This is a genomic window from Methylomusa anaerophila, assembly GCF_003966895.1.
Taxonomy (GTDB): Bacteria; Bacillota; Negativicutes; order Sporomusales; family Sporomusaceae; genus Methylomusa; species Methylomusa anaerophila.
In genome coordinates, this window is record NZ_AP018449.1 from 3962385 (window position 1) to 3976274 (window position 13890).

The 13890-nt window shown below is 41.7% G+C and carries 21 protein-coding genes; 20 read left to right on the forward strand and 1 reads right to left on the reverse strand.

Annotated features, from left to right (window positions below; all coding sequences use genetic code 11):
• The first annotated feature begins 1 nt into the window (after window position 1).
• From MAMMFC1_RS17970 to MAMMFC1_RS18030, 13 genes are all read left to right on the forward strand, one after another.
• Entirely contained in the window at window positions 2-1333 is a 1332-nt protein-coding gene (locus MAMMFC1_RS17970; RefSeq protein ID WP_126309830.1) for a pyrimidine-nucleoside phosphorylase, read from the forward strand.
• Window positions 1334-1405: 72 nt separating this feature from the next.
• The gene (locus tag MAMMFC1_RS17975) at window positions 1406-2575 is read left to right on the forward strand and encodes a D-alanyl-D-alanine carboxypeptidase family protein (protein ID WP_408631218.1); all 1170 of its coding nucleotides are present in this window, start codon (window positions 1406-1408) and stop codon (window positions 2573-2575) included.
• A 138-nt stretch (window positions 2576-2713) separates the two neighbouring features.
• Entirely contained in the window at window positions 2714-3049 is a 336-nt protein-coding gene (gene spoIIAA, locus MAMMFC1_RS17980; RefSeq protein WP_126309831.1) for an anti-sigma F factor antagonist, read from the forward strand.
• A gap of 12 nt (window positions 3050-3061) precedes the next feature.
• Complete coding sequence (spoIIAB, locus tag MAMMFC1_RS17985; protein WP_126309832.1) at window positions 3062-3514, forward strand: anti-sigma F factor; 453 nt, start codon at window positions 3062-3064, stop codon at window positions 3512-3514.
• 10 nt (window positions 3515-3524) lie between these two features.
• Window positions 3525-4274, forward strand: coding sequence for a SigB/SigF/SigG family RNA polymerase sigma factor (locus tag MAMMFC1_RS17990; protein WP_126309833.1), 750 nt, complete (start codon window positions 3525-3527; stop codon window positions 4272-4274).
• Window positions 4275-4334: 60 nt separating this feature from the next.
• Window positions 4335-4631, forward strand: coding sequence for a hypothetical protein (locus tag MAMMFC1_RS17995; protein WP_126309834.1), 297 nt, complete (start codon window positions 4335-4337; stop codon window positions 4629-4631).
• Complete coding sequence (locus MAMMFC1_RS18000) at window positions 4616-4816, forward strand: dodecin family protein (RefSeq protein ID WP_126309835.1); 201 nt, start codon at window positions 4616-4618, stop codon at window positions 4814-4816. The genes MAMMFC1_RS17995 and MAMMFC1_RS18000 overlap by 16 nt, the downstream gene beginning before the upstream one ends.
• Before the next feature lie 89 nt (window positions 4817-4905).
• On the forward strand, window positions 4906-5433 hold the full coding sequence (gene spoVAC, locus MAMMFC1_RS18005) for a stage V sporulation protein AC (protein WP_232035524.1): 528 nt from the start codon (window positions 4906-4908) through the stop codon (window positions 5431-5433).
• A gap of 15 nt (window positions 5434-5448) precedes the next feature.
• Window positions 5449-6456, forward strand: a complete 1008-nt coding sequence (spoVAD, locus tag MAMMFC1_RS18010) for a stage V sporulation protein AD (RefSeq protein ID WP_126309836.1) — start codon at window positions 5449-5451, stop codon at window positions 6454-6456.
• 16 nt (window positions 6457-6472) lie between these two features.
• Window positions 6473-6826 (forward strand): stage V sporulation protein AE, encoded by a 354-nt coding sequence (gene spoVAE, locus MAMMFC1_RS18015; protein ID WP_158618813.1) that lies wholly within the window; start codon window positions 6473-6475, stop codon window positions 6824-6826.
• 9 nt (window positions 6827-6835) lie between these two features.
• Window positions 6836-7228 carry a hypothetical protein gene (locus tag MAMMFC1_RS18020; protein WP_126309837.1) on the forward strand — a complete coding sequence of 131 codons (393 nt, stop codon included), beginning with the start codon at window positions 6836-6838 and terminating at the stop codon, window positions 7226-7228.
• A gap of 19 nt (window positions 7229-7247) precedes the next feature.
• Window positions 7248-7961, forward strand: a complete 714-nt coding sequence (locus tag MAMMFC1_RS18025) for a hypothetical protein (protein ID WP_126309838.1) — start codon at window positions 7248-7250, stop codon at window positions 7959-7961.
• Between the two features lie 13 nt (window positions 7962-7974).
• Window positions 7975-8571 (forward strand): stage V sporulation protein AE, encoded by a 597-nt coding sequence (locus MAMMFC1_RS18030; RefSeq protein WP_408631219.1) that lies wholly within the window; start codon window positions 7975-7977, stop codon window positions 8569-8571.
• A gap of 112 nt (window positions 8572-8683) precedes the next feature.
• On the opposite strand, the gene MAMMFC1_RS22480 is transcribed toward MAMMFC1_RS18030, so the two are convergent.
• Window positions 8684-9160, reverse strand: a complete 477-nt coding sequence (locus tag MAMMFC1_RS22480) for a DUF4363 family protein (protein WP_232035525.1) — start codon at window positions 9158-9160, stop codon at window positions 8684-8686.
• Window positions 9161-9203: 43 nt separating this feature from the next.
• Between MAMMFC1_RS22480 and MAMMFC1_RS22485 the strand changes: the two genes are divergently transcribed.
• From MAMMFC1_RS22485 to ytfJ, 7 genes are all read left to right on the forward strand, one after another.
• Window positions 9204-9434, forward strand: coding sequence for a hypothetical protein (locus MAMMFC1_RS22485; protein ID WP_232035526.1), 231 nt, complete (start codon window positions 9204-9206; stop codon window positions 9432-9434).
• 233 nt (window positions 9435-9667) lie between these two features.
• Complete coding sequence (locus MAMMFC1_RS18040) at window positions 9668-10288, forward strand: site-2 protease family protein (protein WP_126309839.1); 621 nt, start codon at window positions 9668-9670, stop codon at window positions 10286-10288.
• A gap of 14 nt (window positions 10289-10302) precedes the next feature.
• Complete coding sequence (trpS, locus tag MAMMFC1_RS18045; protein WP_126309840.1) at window positions 10303-11286, forward strand: tryptophan--tRNA ligase; 984 nt, start codon at window positions 10303-10305, stop codon at window positions 11284-11286.
• Between the two features lie 55 nt (window positions 11287-11341).
• Window positions 11342-12004, forward strand: coding sequence for a segregation and condensation protein A (locus tag MAMMFC1_RS18050; RefSeq protein WP_408631253.1), 663 nt, complete (start codon window positions 11342-11344; stop codon window positions 12002-12004).
• A 27-nt stretch (window positions 12005-12031) separates the two neighbouring features.
• A complete protein-coding gene (gene scpB / locus MAMMFC1_RS18055) occupies window positions 12032-12547 on the forward strand; it encodes an SMC-Scp complex subunit ScpB (protein WP_232035527.1) in 516 nt (171 codons plus the stop codon).
• 93 nt (window positions 12548-12640) lie between these two features.
• On the forward strand, window positions 12641-13306 hold the full coding sequence (locus MAMMFC1_RS18060; RefSeq protein ID WP_126309843.1) for a DUF2953 domain-containing protein: 666 nt from the start codon (window positions 12641-12643) through the stop codon (window positions 13304-13306).
• 2 nt (window positions 13307-13308) lie between these two features.
• A complete protein-coding gene (gene ytfJ / locus MAMMFC1_RS18065) occupies window positions 13309-13782 on the forward strand; it encodes a GerW family sporulation protein (RefSeq protein WP_126309844.1) in 474 nt (157 codons plus the stop codon).
• Window positions 13783-13890 lie beyond the last annotated feature (108 nt).

Genomic DNA, 13890 nt, shown 5'->3' on the forward strand with positions numbered 1-13890 from the left:
AATGCATACTGTTGATATCATAGCAAAAAAACGCGATGGAATGATACTCAGTGAGAAAGAACTAACTTTTTTGATAAATGCTTATACCGCGGGAGAAATACCTGATTACCAAATGGCTGCCTGGCTAATGGCCGTTTATCAAAAAGGTATGACCGATGAAGAAACTGCAATTTTAACTCTGGCTATGGCAAAATCCGGTGATATGATTGATTTGACTTCAATACCAGGTATAAAGGTGGATAAACATAGTACTGGTGGCGTAGCCGACACTACTACCCTGGTACTTGCTCCTCTCGTTGCCGCCACTGGTGTACCGGTGGCCAAGATGTCCGGCCGGGGACTGGGTTTTACCGGCGGCACTATCGATAAACTTGAATCCATCCCGGGATTAAATGCAACTTTGACCAAAGAAGAGTTTATCTCTAACTTGCTTAAGCATAATCTTGCTATTACCGGTCAAACAGCCGATATTGCGCCTGCTGACGGAAAAATATATGCATTGCGGGATGTTACCGCTACAATTGAAAGCATTCCGCTGATAGCGTCCTCGATAATGAGCAAAAAAATAGCTGCCGGTGCCGATAAAATCCTCTTGGATGTAAAAGTAGGCAACGGAGCTTTTATGAAAAAAATGGCTGATGCTTTGAAGCTGGCTGAGACGATGGTTCGTATAGGGGAGCTAGTGGGCCGGCAGACGATTGCAGCAATTACCAATATGGATGAGCCTTTAGGTGAAGCAGTTGGCAACAGCCTTGAGGTCCGGGAAGCTATTGGCATTTTATCCGGCCGCGGCTCTCATTCGCTAAAAGATGTATGCGTAACTTTAGGTTCATACATGCTGGTTTTGGCCGGAGCAGCTTGTAGCCCTGCAGTGGGGAAAAAGCTCTTAAGGGAACTATTAGACAGTGGGAAAGGATTAAATAAATTTAGAGAATTTATAAAAGTGCAGGGGGGCAATGACGAAATAGTGGCTAACCCTCTATTACTGCCTCAGGCTGGAATAAAGTTAACTCTTGTCAGTAAACATAAAGGATTCATTAACCAAATCAATGCGGCGCAGGTCGGATTCACAGCTATGCGCCTTGGAGCAGGAAGAGAGTACAAGGAACAGCAAATTGATTTAGCTGCGGGGATTATTATGCATTGCCGGGTGGGGGATTATGTTGAAATAGACCAACCGTTGGCAACAATTTATACTAATGATGGTAACAAACTTGAAAACGCCATATCAATGCTAAGACAATCAATTGTTCTGGGCAGTGATTCGGTACCAATTCCGCCGCTCATTTATGGCATTGTAGATATAAATGGCTTCCATCAGGAACCGGTTTAAGCCGGTTCTTTTTTAATTTTCCAGTTTAGGAGATTAAATTGTGGGAAAACCTAAATAAAAAGCTGAAAAGGAGTGTTACGCTTGATACGTCGTATTGCGCTTTTTATTACAATGATCTTTTTTGCTGCGTTACTAACCAATGCAGTCATAGCCGCACCTGCCAGAAACGTCGCCACGCAAATCAAAACCAGCGCCGTCTCTGCAATTTTGATGGATGAAAATGGAACGGTGCTATATGAAAAAGATGCTCATAAAAAATTACCTCCGGCAAGTGTTACGAAAATAATGACGCTGTTATTGGCAGTTGAAGCGGTAGAACAGGGAAAGATTGACCTTTCAGATCAAATATATACGAGTGAAAATGCATGGCGTCAAGGGGGCTCCCAGATATGGCTGGAACCTGGTGAAGCAATGACTACGAAAGAATTACTTACTGCAGTAGCCGTAGTCAGCGCTAATGATGCCGCCGTTGCCCTCATGGAACATATCTACGGTAGTGAAGAGGCTGCGGTGGAGGCTATGAATCAGCGGGCAGAAAACCTGGGTTTAACAGACACTCATTTTTACAATGTAAACGGGTTGCCTGCGCCTGAACATTACATGAGCGCCTATGACGCAGCAATCATTGCCCGCGAGGCCATAAAACATCCTTTGTACCTTGAAATGTGTGGTATAAAGGAGTACTGGCTCAGAGAAGGCAAGAACTGGCTTGTAAATACAAATAAATTGTTGTGGTGGTACAATGGGGCGGATGGATTAAAAACCGGTTGGACAGAAGAAGCAAAATATTGTTTTGTCGGTACTGCCAAACGGGATGGTTTACGGCTGATTGCAGCTGTATTTGCTACCCCTGAACCACGTTCGCATTTAAGAGAAGCAATGAAGCTTTTGGATTGGGGATACGCAAACTTTTCTGCGGTTCCCATTATACAGCAAGGAGATGTGGCCGAACGGATTAAAGTTAATAAAGGAACCGATAAAGAAGTGCAATTAGTTGCAGCCCAAGACTTAAATCTGGTATTAAATAAAGGGGAGGGAAAAAACTTACAGAAGAAGATTGTTACAGACAGTAATATTAATGCGCCGGTTGCAAACGGACAAAAATGCGGCGAGTTAATTGTCTTAAAGGATGAGAAAGAAATAGGAAAAGTGGATTTAGTAGCCGACAGGGATATTCCTAAAGCTGGTCTTTTCCGGATATTCCAGGATATGATTAGCAGTCTGTTTAGTTTATCAAAGTAATACTTGCGCTTATAGAAGAATAAATTAGCCACTTTGCATTAAGGTAAAGAGAAACTTTGCCTTAATTTTTTGATATCAGGAGGAAAATTTTTCCTATCATAGAATAGTAAACTATAACATAAAATAGGAGGTTATGACTTGAATATTTCGACTTCAATGAAAAAAGGAATCTTAGTCATACGGGCTGAGGGAGATCTGGATATGCATGTATCGAATCAGTTCCGGCAAACCTTTGACGAAGCTTTGGACAGCAGCGGTGCAAGAAGTGCCGTGCTAAACTTTCAGGGTATTACATTTGTTGATAGCTCCGGTATAGGAGTTATATTGGGTAGATATAAGCGTATTACGGCTCAAGGTGGTAAAATGGCTGTTACCAATTTGGAGCCGCAAGTTCAAAAACTTTTTGAACTTGCGGGTTTGAGCCAAATTATTCACTTTTTCAACAACGAAACTGAAGCACTAGAAATGTTATAAGGAGGGCTTAGCATGTCCACGCAGGCGCCAACCAACCAAGTAAAACTTTCGGTTTTGAGTTTAAGTGAAAATGTCGGTTTTGCTAGACTATCGGCCGCCGCATTTGCTAGTCAAGCGGAACTGACCATTAATGAGATTGAGGAGATAAAAGTAGCGGTTTCAGAAGCCGTCTCCAACGCCGTAATCCATGGCTATGGCAAGCTAAACCAAAAACAGGACAACTATGTTGAAATTGTAATGACTTTGTATCAAGATAGAATTGATTTTGTTATTTCGGATTACGGACGGGGTATAGCTGATGTGGAAGCTGCTAGGCAGCCTTCTTATTCCAGTGATCCTGAACGCATGGGGTTAGGATTTGTATTTATGGAATCCTTTATGGACTCCCTCGCAGTCGTGTCCACATTAGGCCAAGGAACGACAGTAACTATGTCAAAAAAGTTTACGGCCAAAACCTCGCATTAGGTGAATCGTTATGCTTAACGACGAAGAAGTAAAAGAACTCTTGCTGAAGGTAAAATGCGGCAATCCCGCGGAACGGGAAGCGGCTATCTCCGAGGTTATACAACATAACCTAAATTTGGTTAGAAGCATCGTAAACCGCTTCATGAATCGTGGCTATGAGTGGGATGATCTGTTTCAGATAGGTTGCATCGGCTTATTAAAAGCTGTTGAACGGTTTGATGAAAACTTTAATGTCAAGTTCTCGACGTATGCAGTCCCCATGATAATTGGTGAAATCCGTCGCTTTTTTCGTGATGATAATCCGGTGAAGGTTAGCCGGCCTCTAAAAGAGCTTGCCATTCGAATCCATCGTACGCAAGAAATAATGCAAAACAAACTCGGAAGAGAGCCTACAATCAGTGAAGTATCCAAAGAGCTATCCCTTGCGCCTCAGGAGATTGTTTCCGCTTTGGAAGCAGTTCAACCGCAATTGTCATTATATGATCAAGTTTTTAACGATAGTGACGGCAATAATTCCATACATATATTGGACCAGCTTGTACATCCGGATGGTGAAGATAACGCGTATATTGATAAACTGGCCCTAAAAGAAGTACTTGTGAGACTGCCTATGAAAGAGAGAACGGTAATTTATCTTCGCTTTTTTGCCGACAGAACACAGGCGGAAATTGCAGCGACGATTGGCTTATCTCAGGTTCAAGTATCCCGTATAGAAAAAAATGCCCTAAAGTTGATAAAAAGCTATTTACAGACTCTATAATGTAGAGTCTGTTTTTAATTTATTATAATTGGATATAATAAATTAAAGGAGGGAACAATAATGCATCACATAGCAAGCATCGTCATTCGTCTGATCAATAATAAAATTCTGATATTAGTAGTATTTATTCTCATGTTAGTAACGGGAAGCACGATAGCGTGGGTTTACTACTTTAACAGCGATTTACCCAAAAAAATTCCTGTTCGCGCTAAACAAGTTTTTTTCCCAATTCAATATTTTTTCGTGGACGGGGATAACCCGTTCAATGCTGGACAGAATATTAATGAAATAAAACTAAGAAACGAAAATAAATATGGATTTTGCAAAGGAGGTAACCAGACATGGTTGTTAAGGTGATCGAATTAGTTGGTACTTCGCGACATAATTGGACCGACGCGGTAGATAATGCCGTTCTGGAAGCAGCCAAAACAGTATCTGATATTTTAGGGGTCGAGGTAACTAATTTTACCGCTAATATTGAGAACGGACATATAGCAGAATACAAAGCCGATGTAAAAATTGCTTTTCAAGTTAATCATTAACAAAATTGACAGACATAAATCAATATATTATCGTATCGTGCCGAAAACTTTGAGTGCCACAAGGCACTCTTTATTCTTGTATGCATTAATTGATTTACCTATGGTCAAAATATATTCAAGTATTTCAGGCTGTTCTAGATAAAACCGGAGGTGAGCGGATGGTTACCAGCCAAGAAAATAAATCTTTGGACCAAAAGCAATACCAGCAGAAGTTTAAAAAACTTCAGCCGCAACCACCAATGATTAAAAATATCACCTGGGCTTTTGTTGTCGGCGGGCTTATTTGTGTATTAGGTCAATTTCTCACCAATTATTTTACAAGGTTAGAATTATCAACAAAAGAAGCTGCTGGACCGGTATCCACAATATTAATATTCTTAAGCTCATTTTTTACCGGACTTGGTCTCTATGATGAATTGGGAAAAAGGGCAGGGGCAGGGTCGATCGTGCCAATCACCGGCTTTGCAAACTCTATTGTATCTCCGGCCATGGAATTTAAACGTGAAGGCTACGTATTCGGCGTAGGGGCAAAAATGTTCACAATTGCCGGGCCTGTATTGGTATATGGGATAGCCACAGCAGTTTTGATCGGCTTTATATATTGGCTCAGCCATTAATGAAAGGGGAATCGCATGAACAAAAAGCGGGGGAAACAGACTATTGTTTTTGCCGCTCCACCAGTTGCTATCAGTACGGCAAACATTGTCGGCCCAATGGAAGGGGAAGGTTTACTCGGTAAATTTTATGATCGTATTCTGGAAGATAACCTCCATAACCAATCAAGTTGGGAAAAATGCGAGTCTTATATGCTGGAGTGGGCGATTAAATCTGCTATTGCGAAAAAGCAACTAACGCCAGAAGATATCGACATAATACTGGCCGGGGATTTATTAAATCAGTTGATGAGTACTCATTTTGCCGTCAGAAGCCTTCAACGTCCCTTTTTGGGTCTATACGGGGCATGTTCTACTTTGGCTGAAAGCATGCTGCTTGGAGCAGCGCTCATAGACGGGGGATTTGCAGACAATGTGGCAATCGGGGTGTCCAGTCATCACGATACTGCCGAGCGTCAATATCGGTTTCCCACTGAAATGGGGGTGCAGCGTCCGCCACTTTCACAGTGGACAGTTACTGGCGCCGGTGGAGTTGTCCTGTCTGTTGCGGGTCAAGGACCTAAAGTTACGGCAGCAACAATTGGAAAAATCATTGACATGGGAATACAGGATCCCAATGCCATGGGTCCGGCAATGGCACCTGCCGCCGCCGATACTTTATGGCAGCACCTTCAGGATACAGGTCGTCAACCCGCCTATTATGATATGATTTTTACCGGCGATCTTGGTGTATTCGGTAAAGCGCTGGTTATTGAATTACTTAAGGAAAAAGGGCTGGATATTACAAATAACTACGAGGATTGTGGTTGTATGATTTACAAAGAAAGTCAGGATCCACACGCAGGAGCCAGCGGTTGCGCCAGTTCGGCGGTGGTATTTACCGGATATATTTATCAGATGCTGTTAGCGAAAAATCTAAAAAAAATACTTTTCATTGCCACCGGCAGTTTGCATAGCCCCACTTCTTACCAACAGAAAGAATCTATCCCGTGTATTGCCCACGCGGTTGCCATAGAAATGGATTAAAGAGGAGAAAAAATATATGGAAACTTATCTAATGGCGTTTATCATTGGCGGAATCATTTGTGTGATTGGTCAATTGCTTATGGACTTAACCCCGCTTACCCCAGCTCATGTACTTGTTCTTTTTGTGGTGCTGGGCGGAGTATTAAGTGGACTAGGATTGTATCAGCCCATAGTCGACATCGGTGGCGCCGGCGCTACCGTCCCGCTAAGCGGATTTGGCCATGCATTAGTATCAGGAACAATCGAAGAAATAAACAAAACTGGATTTTGGGGTATCTTCAGCGGGGCGGTTAAAGCAACTGCTACCGGCATTACTGCGGCAGTAGTTTTTGGCGTAATAATGGCAGTTATTTTTAATCCAAAAGGATAATAAAAATAAATGCTTACAGTAGATTTTATTGGATTGCTGTTGACAGTGGGTCTAATCGGTCCACGGTACCCGCACTGCGTATTGTTTGCCGCTACAATCAATCTTATCTCTCAAATTGCTGTTGCGCTGTTTTTGCAGGGGGACATTCATTCCATTGTTGCCGCAGGAGCATTTGGCGGTATGGAAGTTAGTCATGTCACAGGTTTCAAAAATGCTGTGTTAGCGATATCGCCTCTACTTGCCAACTATATCGCCGGCAAAGCTGCCGGCGGCATGGAGTTTGAGAGTACGTCCAATATTATTAACCCTTTTGCTATGTTAAAGCATCCAATTGCAGTAATTAATATACGATTCTGTATAGCTTCTTCATTGTTTACTTTGTTGGGAATTCTTTTCAGTTAGGTAACAGGGAGGTAATAATTTGCCCAAACGTTTAGCACGCAGATCCCTAAATTATAATAATGCCAACAATAGCGATAGCGAAACTGAGAGTGAAAGAAATGATACGATAACAAAGGAAAAAACATCCAAATCTACAGATGCCGATGGTCTGATCGCCGACATGGCAAAAGGTTTTTTGCAAGCGCAAGCGCAAATTGCCGATTCGTCGTCTACCAGTAATTCGCAAGAAATGATTGATCTCTTAAATAAACTCAATAATCAATTGGAAAAACTTCAGAATTCCTTCGATAAAGGAACCGGTCAGCAAAAAGGTACTACCAATACCGGTCAAGCTATTGGCTTAAGGGGTAATGGCCGGCAAACATCAACATCGCCTTTAACGGCAAATAATACCGGGCAACAGATGCAACAGACGGAATCTCAACTTTCCCAAGAGCTTCAAAATTTATTTAGCCGTTTATTAACTGAAAACCAGGCTCAAAATGGTCAAGCTGATACGCAAGCCAACCAGAAAAGCTATACTAATCAGGCCGGGAGAGAAAATAACAAATCTTCTGCTGCCGCCAACAGTGTCGTAGCGCAAACTGCAGCACAAGTTCTGGCACAGGCACAATATGAGCTGTCGAATGAACTTGAAGCCAGTTTAAAGAAATTAAAGCAAGTTATCAGCGAAAGTGAAAAAATCGCGAACAAGATTAGCAGCCTGCTAGGTGAAGCAGGAAAATCAAAATAATGGGGTGAGGTGTTTGGGACAACAAAAGAAGATACGGGTCGTTATGGTTACAGATGGAGATAGAGTAGCCCAACACGTCATCGAAAACATTGCCGGTTCTCTGGGCCTAAGGTGTATTTCTGCATCGGGCGGTAATCCAACGCCAATTAGCGGGGAAAAAATCGTGGAACTGTTAAAAACTGTACATCATGATCCGGTATTGGTCATGTTCGATGACCGGGGCAGGCAAGACAAGGCGCAGGGTGAAACGGCAATGGAATATGTAGCCTCTCATCCTGAAATTGAGGTATTAGGCGCTGTGGCAGTAGCTTCTAATACAGCTGGCATTGACGGAGTCACAGCTGATGCTTGTATAGACTGCTATGGGAACATCGTAAATGATCCTGTTGATAAATACGGGGAAGTAAAGGCTAAAACCGGTAAAAAACCGGTAATATCCGGTGATACTGTAGATGTATTAAATGATATGGAGATTCCTGTGATTATTGGCGTGGGTGACATCGGGAAGATGGATAAGGCCGATGATTTGAAATGCGGAGCTCCTATTACGCGGAAAGCTATTGAAGAGATATTGAAACGCAGTGGCGTTGAATATGATCGAAAGCCGTAAATTAGTGCCAAATCGCATATATAATACTGCCTGAATCTTTTGGTATCCTGAGACCTCGTGCTAAAGAATAGAAGACTGTATGCTGCTTTTGCTGCATACAGTCTCAATTATTTTACCGGCCACGGAAAAAATTTCGGATTCGGCCCAGGCTTTCGTTGATACTAGCCAGTTGATCACTAAATGAGCCCTTATTTTCCGCATTTACGGCATCCTTTATCTGTTTTACGGTTGCGTGAGTTTTAGTTACTTCACCAAGAATTCCAACTTGTTCCATGGCCGGCTTTACTTGTTCCCAGGTTCCTTCCAGTTCCTCTACTTTTACTGCAGCTTTACGCCAGTTTTTGTCTTCTACGTAAAAACTTACATTACGGACGGCGTTCCCGAGAGTGATAATATCCGCCACCGGTGATAACTTGTAAGACTTGCCGATATCGCTTACGCTGCTCATAAATTTATTTAGAGACTCATAGGATTCGGTAATTTTTTTCTCGCCGATGCCAACGGAAAGTTTTTGGATTGCTGCTTCACCCTCTTTAACGCCTTTCTTTTCTCCCACTATAGCTTTAGTTTTTTCCCATAAGGTTTGCATAGTAGATAATCCAAGCTGAGCCTTAGTCCAATCTTCCCTATTAATGCCTTCAAATACAACACCTGCGGTTGCCTCCATATCATATAATTCAGCAGGAGCTGACCAAAAACGCTCTAATAAAGGCGGATTAGGTTTTGATTCGACAGGTGTACCGGCCGGACCGATTTCAGGTTTCGGAGCTGGTCCGGAAAAAAATCCGCATCCCAATAAATTGGTTGAGCACAATAAACAAATAGTAACGACAAAAATGAATCGACCAAATATTTTCAAATAATGTTCCTCCCCTTAAAACTATCTGGTCATATTGTTTACGCAAAAAATATTGATTATTCTACGTAACTCGGGTAGACATAGTCAAACCGCCGTTGCCTGCCTTAATCTTATTTCATAATAACCAAATTAACCAACCTAGATCCCATTGCGAAGTAATATAGATTTTGTATTTTGCTTTTAGTAGCTTTTTTAGTATAATTTAGTAGTACCGATAATATACAAGGGGGAACTTTAGTGTTTGGCTTTGATGCGGATATGGTTTTTAGAATTCCGGCTTTGCTGATTGCTTTAACTATCCATGAATATGCGCACGCCCGGGCCGCGGTATCTCTGGGTGATCCTACGCCGCGCTACTTAGGACGCTTAACGCTTAATCCGATACCACATTTAGATCCAATAGGTTTAATTATGCTTTGGTTATTTAAATTCGGCTGGGCAAAGCCTGTTCCTATCAATCCGAATTATTTTAAAAATGTCCGGCAAGGTACGCTGATAGTGTCCTTAGCAGGTCCACTGTCAAACGCGCTATTAGCGTTAGTTACCCTATTGATAATTGGTATTTTGGATAAATTCCATTTATTAACAGGAGATTGGGTTAAAATTCTTGGGATGACTTATAGTTATAATATCTTACTTGCCGTATTTAATTTATTGCCGATACCGCCGCTTGATGGTTCAAAAGTTTTGGCAAGCCTGTTACCCGGACAACAAAAATACATGTTTGAACAATTAGAACAGTATGGGGCGTTTATTTTAATGGCGTTAGTATATATCGGCTTTATTGGCACACTTATGTATCCTTTACAGCGGGGGCTAGATTTTATAATTAAATCTATAGTTGGAATACTATTGTAGCGCAGGAGGAAACGATGACAAAAGGTAGAATTTTTAGCGGCATGCAACCATCAGGAAAATTTCATATGGGGAACTACCAAGTCTTAAATAACTGGATTCAATTACAGGAAGAGTACGATTGTTTCTACTCAATCGTTGACTGGCATGCTTTAACCTCATCCTATGAAGATACAAGCCTATTGCCTGACCGGGTACTGAATATGGCTCTGGATTGGTTTAGCGCCGGTTTAGATCCGGAAAAAAATGTTATTTTTGTTCAGTCTCATGTTAAAGAACATGCTGAATTACATTTGCTTTTGTCGATGATTACCCCTTTATCCTGGTTGGAACGGGTGCCTACTTATAAAGACAAGCTGCAGCAATTAGCAGATATGGGAAAAGAGATAAATACTTACGGTTTTTTAGGTTATCCGGAATTACAGACAGCCGATATAATACTGTATAAAGCCAATGCTGTTCCCGTAGCCGAAGATCAAATACCCCATTTGGAGCTGGCAAGAGAAGTAATACGGCGCTTCGCCCATCTGTACCGGCCGGTGTTTCCTGAACCGCAAGCCATCCTCAGCCCGTTATTACCGGGAGTTGACGGCAGAAAAATGAGTAAATCTTACGGTAATGAAATTCCCTATGCCGCAGAACCGGAAGATTTAAAAACCAGGGTGCGCATGATGGTTACCGACCCGCAGCGAGTCAAGAAGACTGATCCGGGCGATCCCGATGTCTGCACTATTTATACGTTCCATAAGATTTTCAGTGCCAATGAGCATATACAAATTGCCGACAATTGCCGACAGGCCGGAATAGGGTGTGTTGACTGTAAAAAACGCTTGGCGGAACAAATGATTGCTACGCTGTCAGATGTCCATAGCCGCCGTAAAGATTTAGCGACAAAACCCAATAAAGTTATGGAATATCTCGCCTATGGAGCAGAACGTGCACGGAAAGTAGCCGCCGCCACAATGCAAGAAGTCCGGGAAGCTATGAATTTATCCTATTAAGATGTCCGCTTACACCATAAAACTGGATACATTTGAAGGCCCGCTGGACTTACTAATGCATTTGATTGAAAAAGATAAAATTGATATTTATAATATTCCGATAGCAGGAATTACCGAACAATATCTAAACTTTCTGCATGCAATGCATGCATTCGACATTGAAGTTGCCAGCGAATTCCTGGTAATGGCAGCAACATTACTACATATTAAATCATGCATGTTGTTGCCTCGACCCGCCATATCCGAACCTGTCGAAATGAAAGAAGAAGACCCTCGCCAGGAACTTGTCGACCGGTTGCTTGAGTATCGTAAATACAAACAGGCAGCCGCCTTATTGGAGCAATTAGCCCAAGAACGTGAGAAGTTTCATACCCGTTTGCCGCAGAAACTTGTTAAGCAGCTGATATTGCCGGAAGGTCTCACTGTTGATGATTTACTCCAGGCTTTCGCCAATGTATGGGAAAGCACGCTGAATAATGATACCTATGCCGTCGTTACCCGTGAAGAAATAAGCGTCAAGGATAAAATGCAAGATATTATAGCCTTATTAAGAAAGAGTAATGGAAAAATGAAATTTGATAAAACTATCATTCGAACTGGTAGTCGTACAGAAGTTATTGCCGCTTTTTTGGCTCTGCTTGAGCTGTTAAGGTTAAAACGAATTTCCGTCTCTCAAGAATGCGAATTTGCATCAATATATTTGGTACTAAAGGAGTGAGAGGGGCAAACAATGTTTTACCGGCACATGAAAGGCCCGATTGAAGCTCTATTATTTGCGAGCGGTGAGCCGCTGCCAATCGAAAAGATCGCCGGAATACTTAACATTGACAAAGAACATGTTCTGCTTTTAATTGCTGAAATGGTTCAAGAAATGAATCGTGATGAACGGGGAGTATCAATAGTAGAAGTTGCTGGCGGGTATCAAATGTGTACGCAACCCAGATTCGCAGAATTAATTGCTAAGCTTGATGCCGGCGTTGAAAGCAAGTTATCCAATGCCGCCATGGAAACGCTGGCAATTATTGCATTTAAACAGCCAATAACCAAGTTAGAAATTGAAACTATACGAGGAGTAAAAATTGACAGGGTGCTAAATACATTACTGGACCGCATGCTAATCAAAGAAATAGGACGTAAAGACGCAGTCGGTCGCCCTATATTATACGGAACTACCAGTGAATTCCTGCAATGCTTCGGACTGCGAAAACTTGATGATTTACCGGATCTAGCTGCATTACTGCCCGAAGACAGTCCTTCATAGGACTGTTTTTTTTTTTCGTTCAATGCTGTATATATATCAAAAATTAAAGGAAAATTAAAAATTGACTGCTCGCAAATAAAGAGGTGGGAAAGTATGAACATTTGGCTAATTACCTTAGTATCCTTTGTAATCCTAACGCTAGTGCTTTCCCGCATAAATATCTACATAGACCTTCGCTTTCGGCGCAAGTCTGGTGATGACTATCTGGAAGTTTCTGTTTATTTATTCCGTCGCTTAATTTTATATACTCTTCAGATTCCGTTAATTGAGCTTATTAATCAGCACGATTTATTGTGGCTAAAATCGCAGATACGAGTAAATGACCATAAAGAGGAAAGCATGTCCGACCGTGAGCAGCGCTTTACCAGCAATCTTATTGTGACCTATTTAAAAAATCCTGGCATGTTGCGACGGATATTGCAAACTATCAAACGCTATTCAAAACTATACAATAAATTTATGAATAGACTATTGGAATCCATTTATTGTGAAAAACTTGACCTTCATCTTAAATATGGTCTCGGTGATGCAGCTGCAACAGGAGTAACTCTTGGATTATTCTGGACTTTGGCCTATACGGGCATGGTTGGCTTATATAACCGTATTCATTTAACTCAAAAACCCGTCATCAACATTATTCCTTTCTTTCACAGAGAGTGTCTGGAAGTCGAATTCTGGTGCATATTGCGGCTAAGACTGGGCAATGTTATTAGTGCTACAACAAGTATTCTGAATATATCAAATCGTAAGGAGGTATAGCAATGGCTGAACACCCGATTCAAGGACTGATGAAAACTGCCATGGAAAGTATTAAGGGTATGGTGGACGTTAACACCATTGTCGGTGATGCAGTCGAAACTCCTGATGGGACTGTAATTGTTCCCATTTCACGTGTTGCTTTCGGCTTTGCTGCCGGTGGCGGAGATTACGAGACAGATGATTTAGATGGTCAGCATACTAATAATTTACCATTTGGCGGCGGCAGCGGAGCCGGTGTCAGTGTTAAACCGGTAGGATTTTTAGTATGCTCGCCGACGAATGGGGTTCGTTTCATGTCGGTAGAAAGCAACCTTCTGTATGATCGGATTATCGATATGGTGCCTCAAGTAATGAATAAGTTGCAAGCTTTATTTGAACATAACCATGAGTCATACGAGTCACACGAGTCGCACGAAAACAATTTAAATCAAAATGATAAACTTGACCAACTTGCCCATACAACCCAAACCCAATGATAAGATTAGTGTTTTTCTCCCTGAATCTTTTACTATTAATATATAAAAATAAAAACCGCACCCAACATATCGGTGCGGTTTTTTGCATATAATGCTGATGATACAGCT

Excerpts from the sequence above, each read along its gene's own strand:
- MAMMFC1_RS22485 (WP_232035526.1), top strand. The coding sequence starts at position 9,204 with ATGCCTTCAAATACAACACCTGCGGTTGCCTCCATATCATATAATTCA.
- trpS (WP_126309840.1), top strand. The coding sequence starts at position 10,303 with ATGACAAAAGGTAGAATTTTTAGCGGCATGCAACCATCAGGAAAATTT.
- spoIIAB (WP_126309832.1), top strand. The coding sequence starts at position 3,062 with ATGTCCACGCAGGCGCCAACCAACCAAGTAAAACTTTCGGTTTTGAGT.
- MAMMFC1_RS18060 (WP_126309843.1), top strand. The coding sequence starts at position 12,641 with ATGAACATTTGGCTAATTACCTTAGTATCCTTTGTAATCCTAACGCTA.
- scpB (WP_232035527.1), top strand. The coding sequence starts at position 12,032 with ATGAAAGGCCCGATTGAAGCTCTATTATTTGCGAGCGGTGAGCCGCTG.
- MAMMFC1_RS17995 (WP_126309834.1), top strand. The coding sequence starts at position 4,335 with ATGCATCACATAGCAAGCATCGTCATTCGTCTGATCAATAATAAAATT.
- MAMMFC1_RS22480 (WP_232035525.1), bottom strand. The coding sequence starts at position 9,160 with ATGCAAACCTTATGGGAAAAAACTAAAGCTATAGTGGGAGAAAAGAAA.
- spoVAE (WP_158618813.1), top strand. The coding sequence starts at position 6,473 with ATGGAAACTTATCTAATGGCGTTTATCATTGGCGGAATCATTTGTGTG.
- MAMMFC1_RS17970 (WP_126309830.1), top strand. The coding sequence starts at position 2 with ATGCATACTGTTGATATCATAGCAAAAAAACGCGATGGAATGATACTC.
- MAMMFC1_RS18050 (WP_408631253.1), top strand. The coding sequence starts at position 11,342 with ATGCATTTGATTGAAAAAGATAAAATTGATATTTATAATATTCCGATA.
- ytfJ (WP_126309844.1), top strand. The coding sequence starts at position 13,309 with ATGGCTGAACACCCGATTCAAGGACTGATGAAAACTGCCATGGAAAGT.
- spoVAD (WP_126309836.1), top strand. The coding sequence starts at position 5,449 with ATGAACAAAAAGCGGGGGAAACAGACTATTGTTTTTGCCGCTCCACCA.
- MAMMFC1_RS18000 (WP_126309835.1), top strand. The coding sequence starts at position 4,616 with ATGGTTGTTAAGGTGATCGAATTAGTTGGTACTTCGCGACATAATTGG.
- MAMMFC1_RS17990 (WP_126309833.1), top strand. The coding sequence starts at position 3,525 with ATGCTTAACGACGAAGAAGTAAAAGAACTCTTGCTGAAGGTAAAATGC.
- MAMMFC1_RS18020 (WP_126309837.1), top strand. The coding sequence starts at position 6,836 with ATGCTTACAGTAGATTTTATTGGATTGCTGTTGACAGTGGGTCTAATC.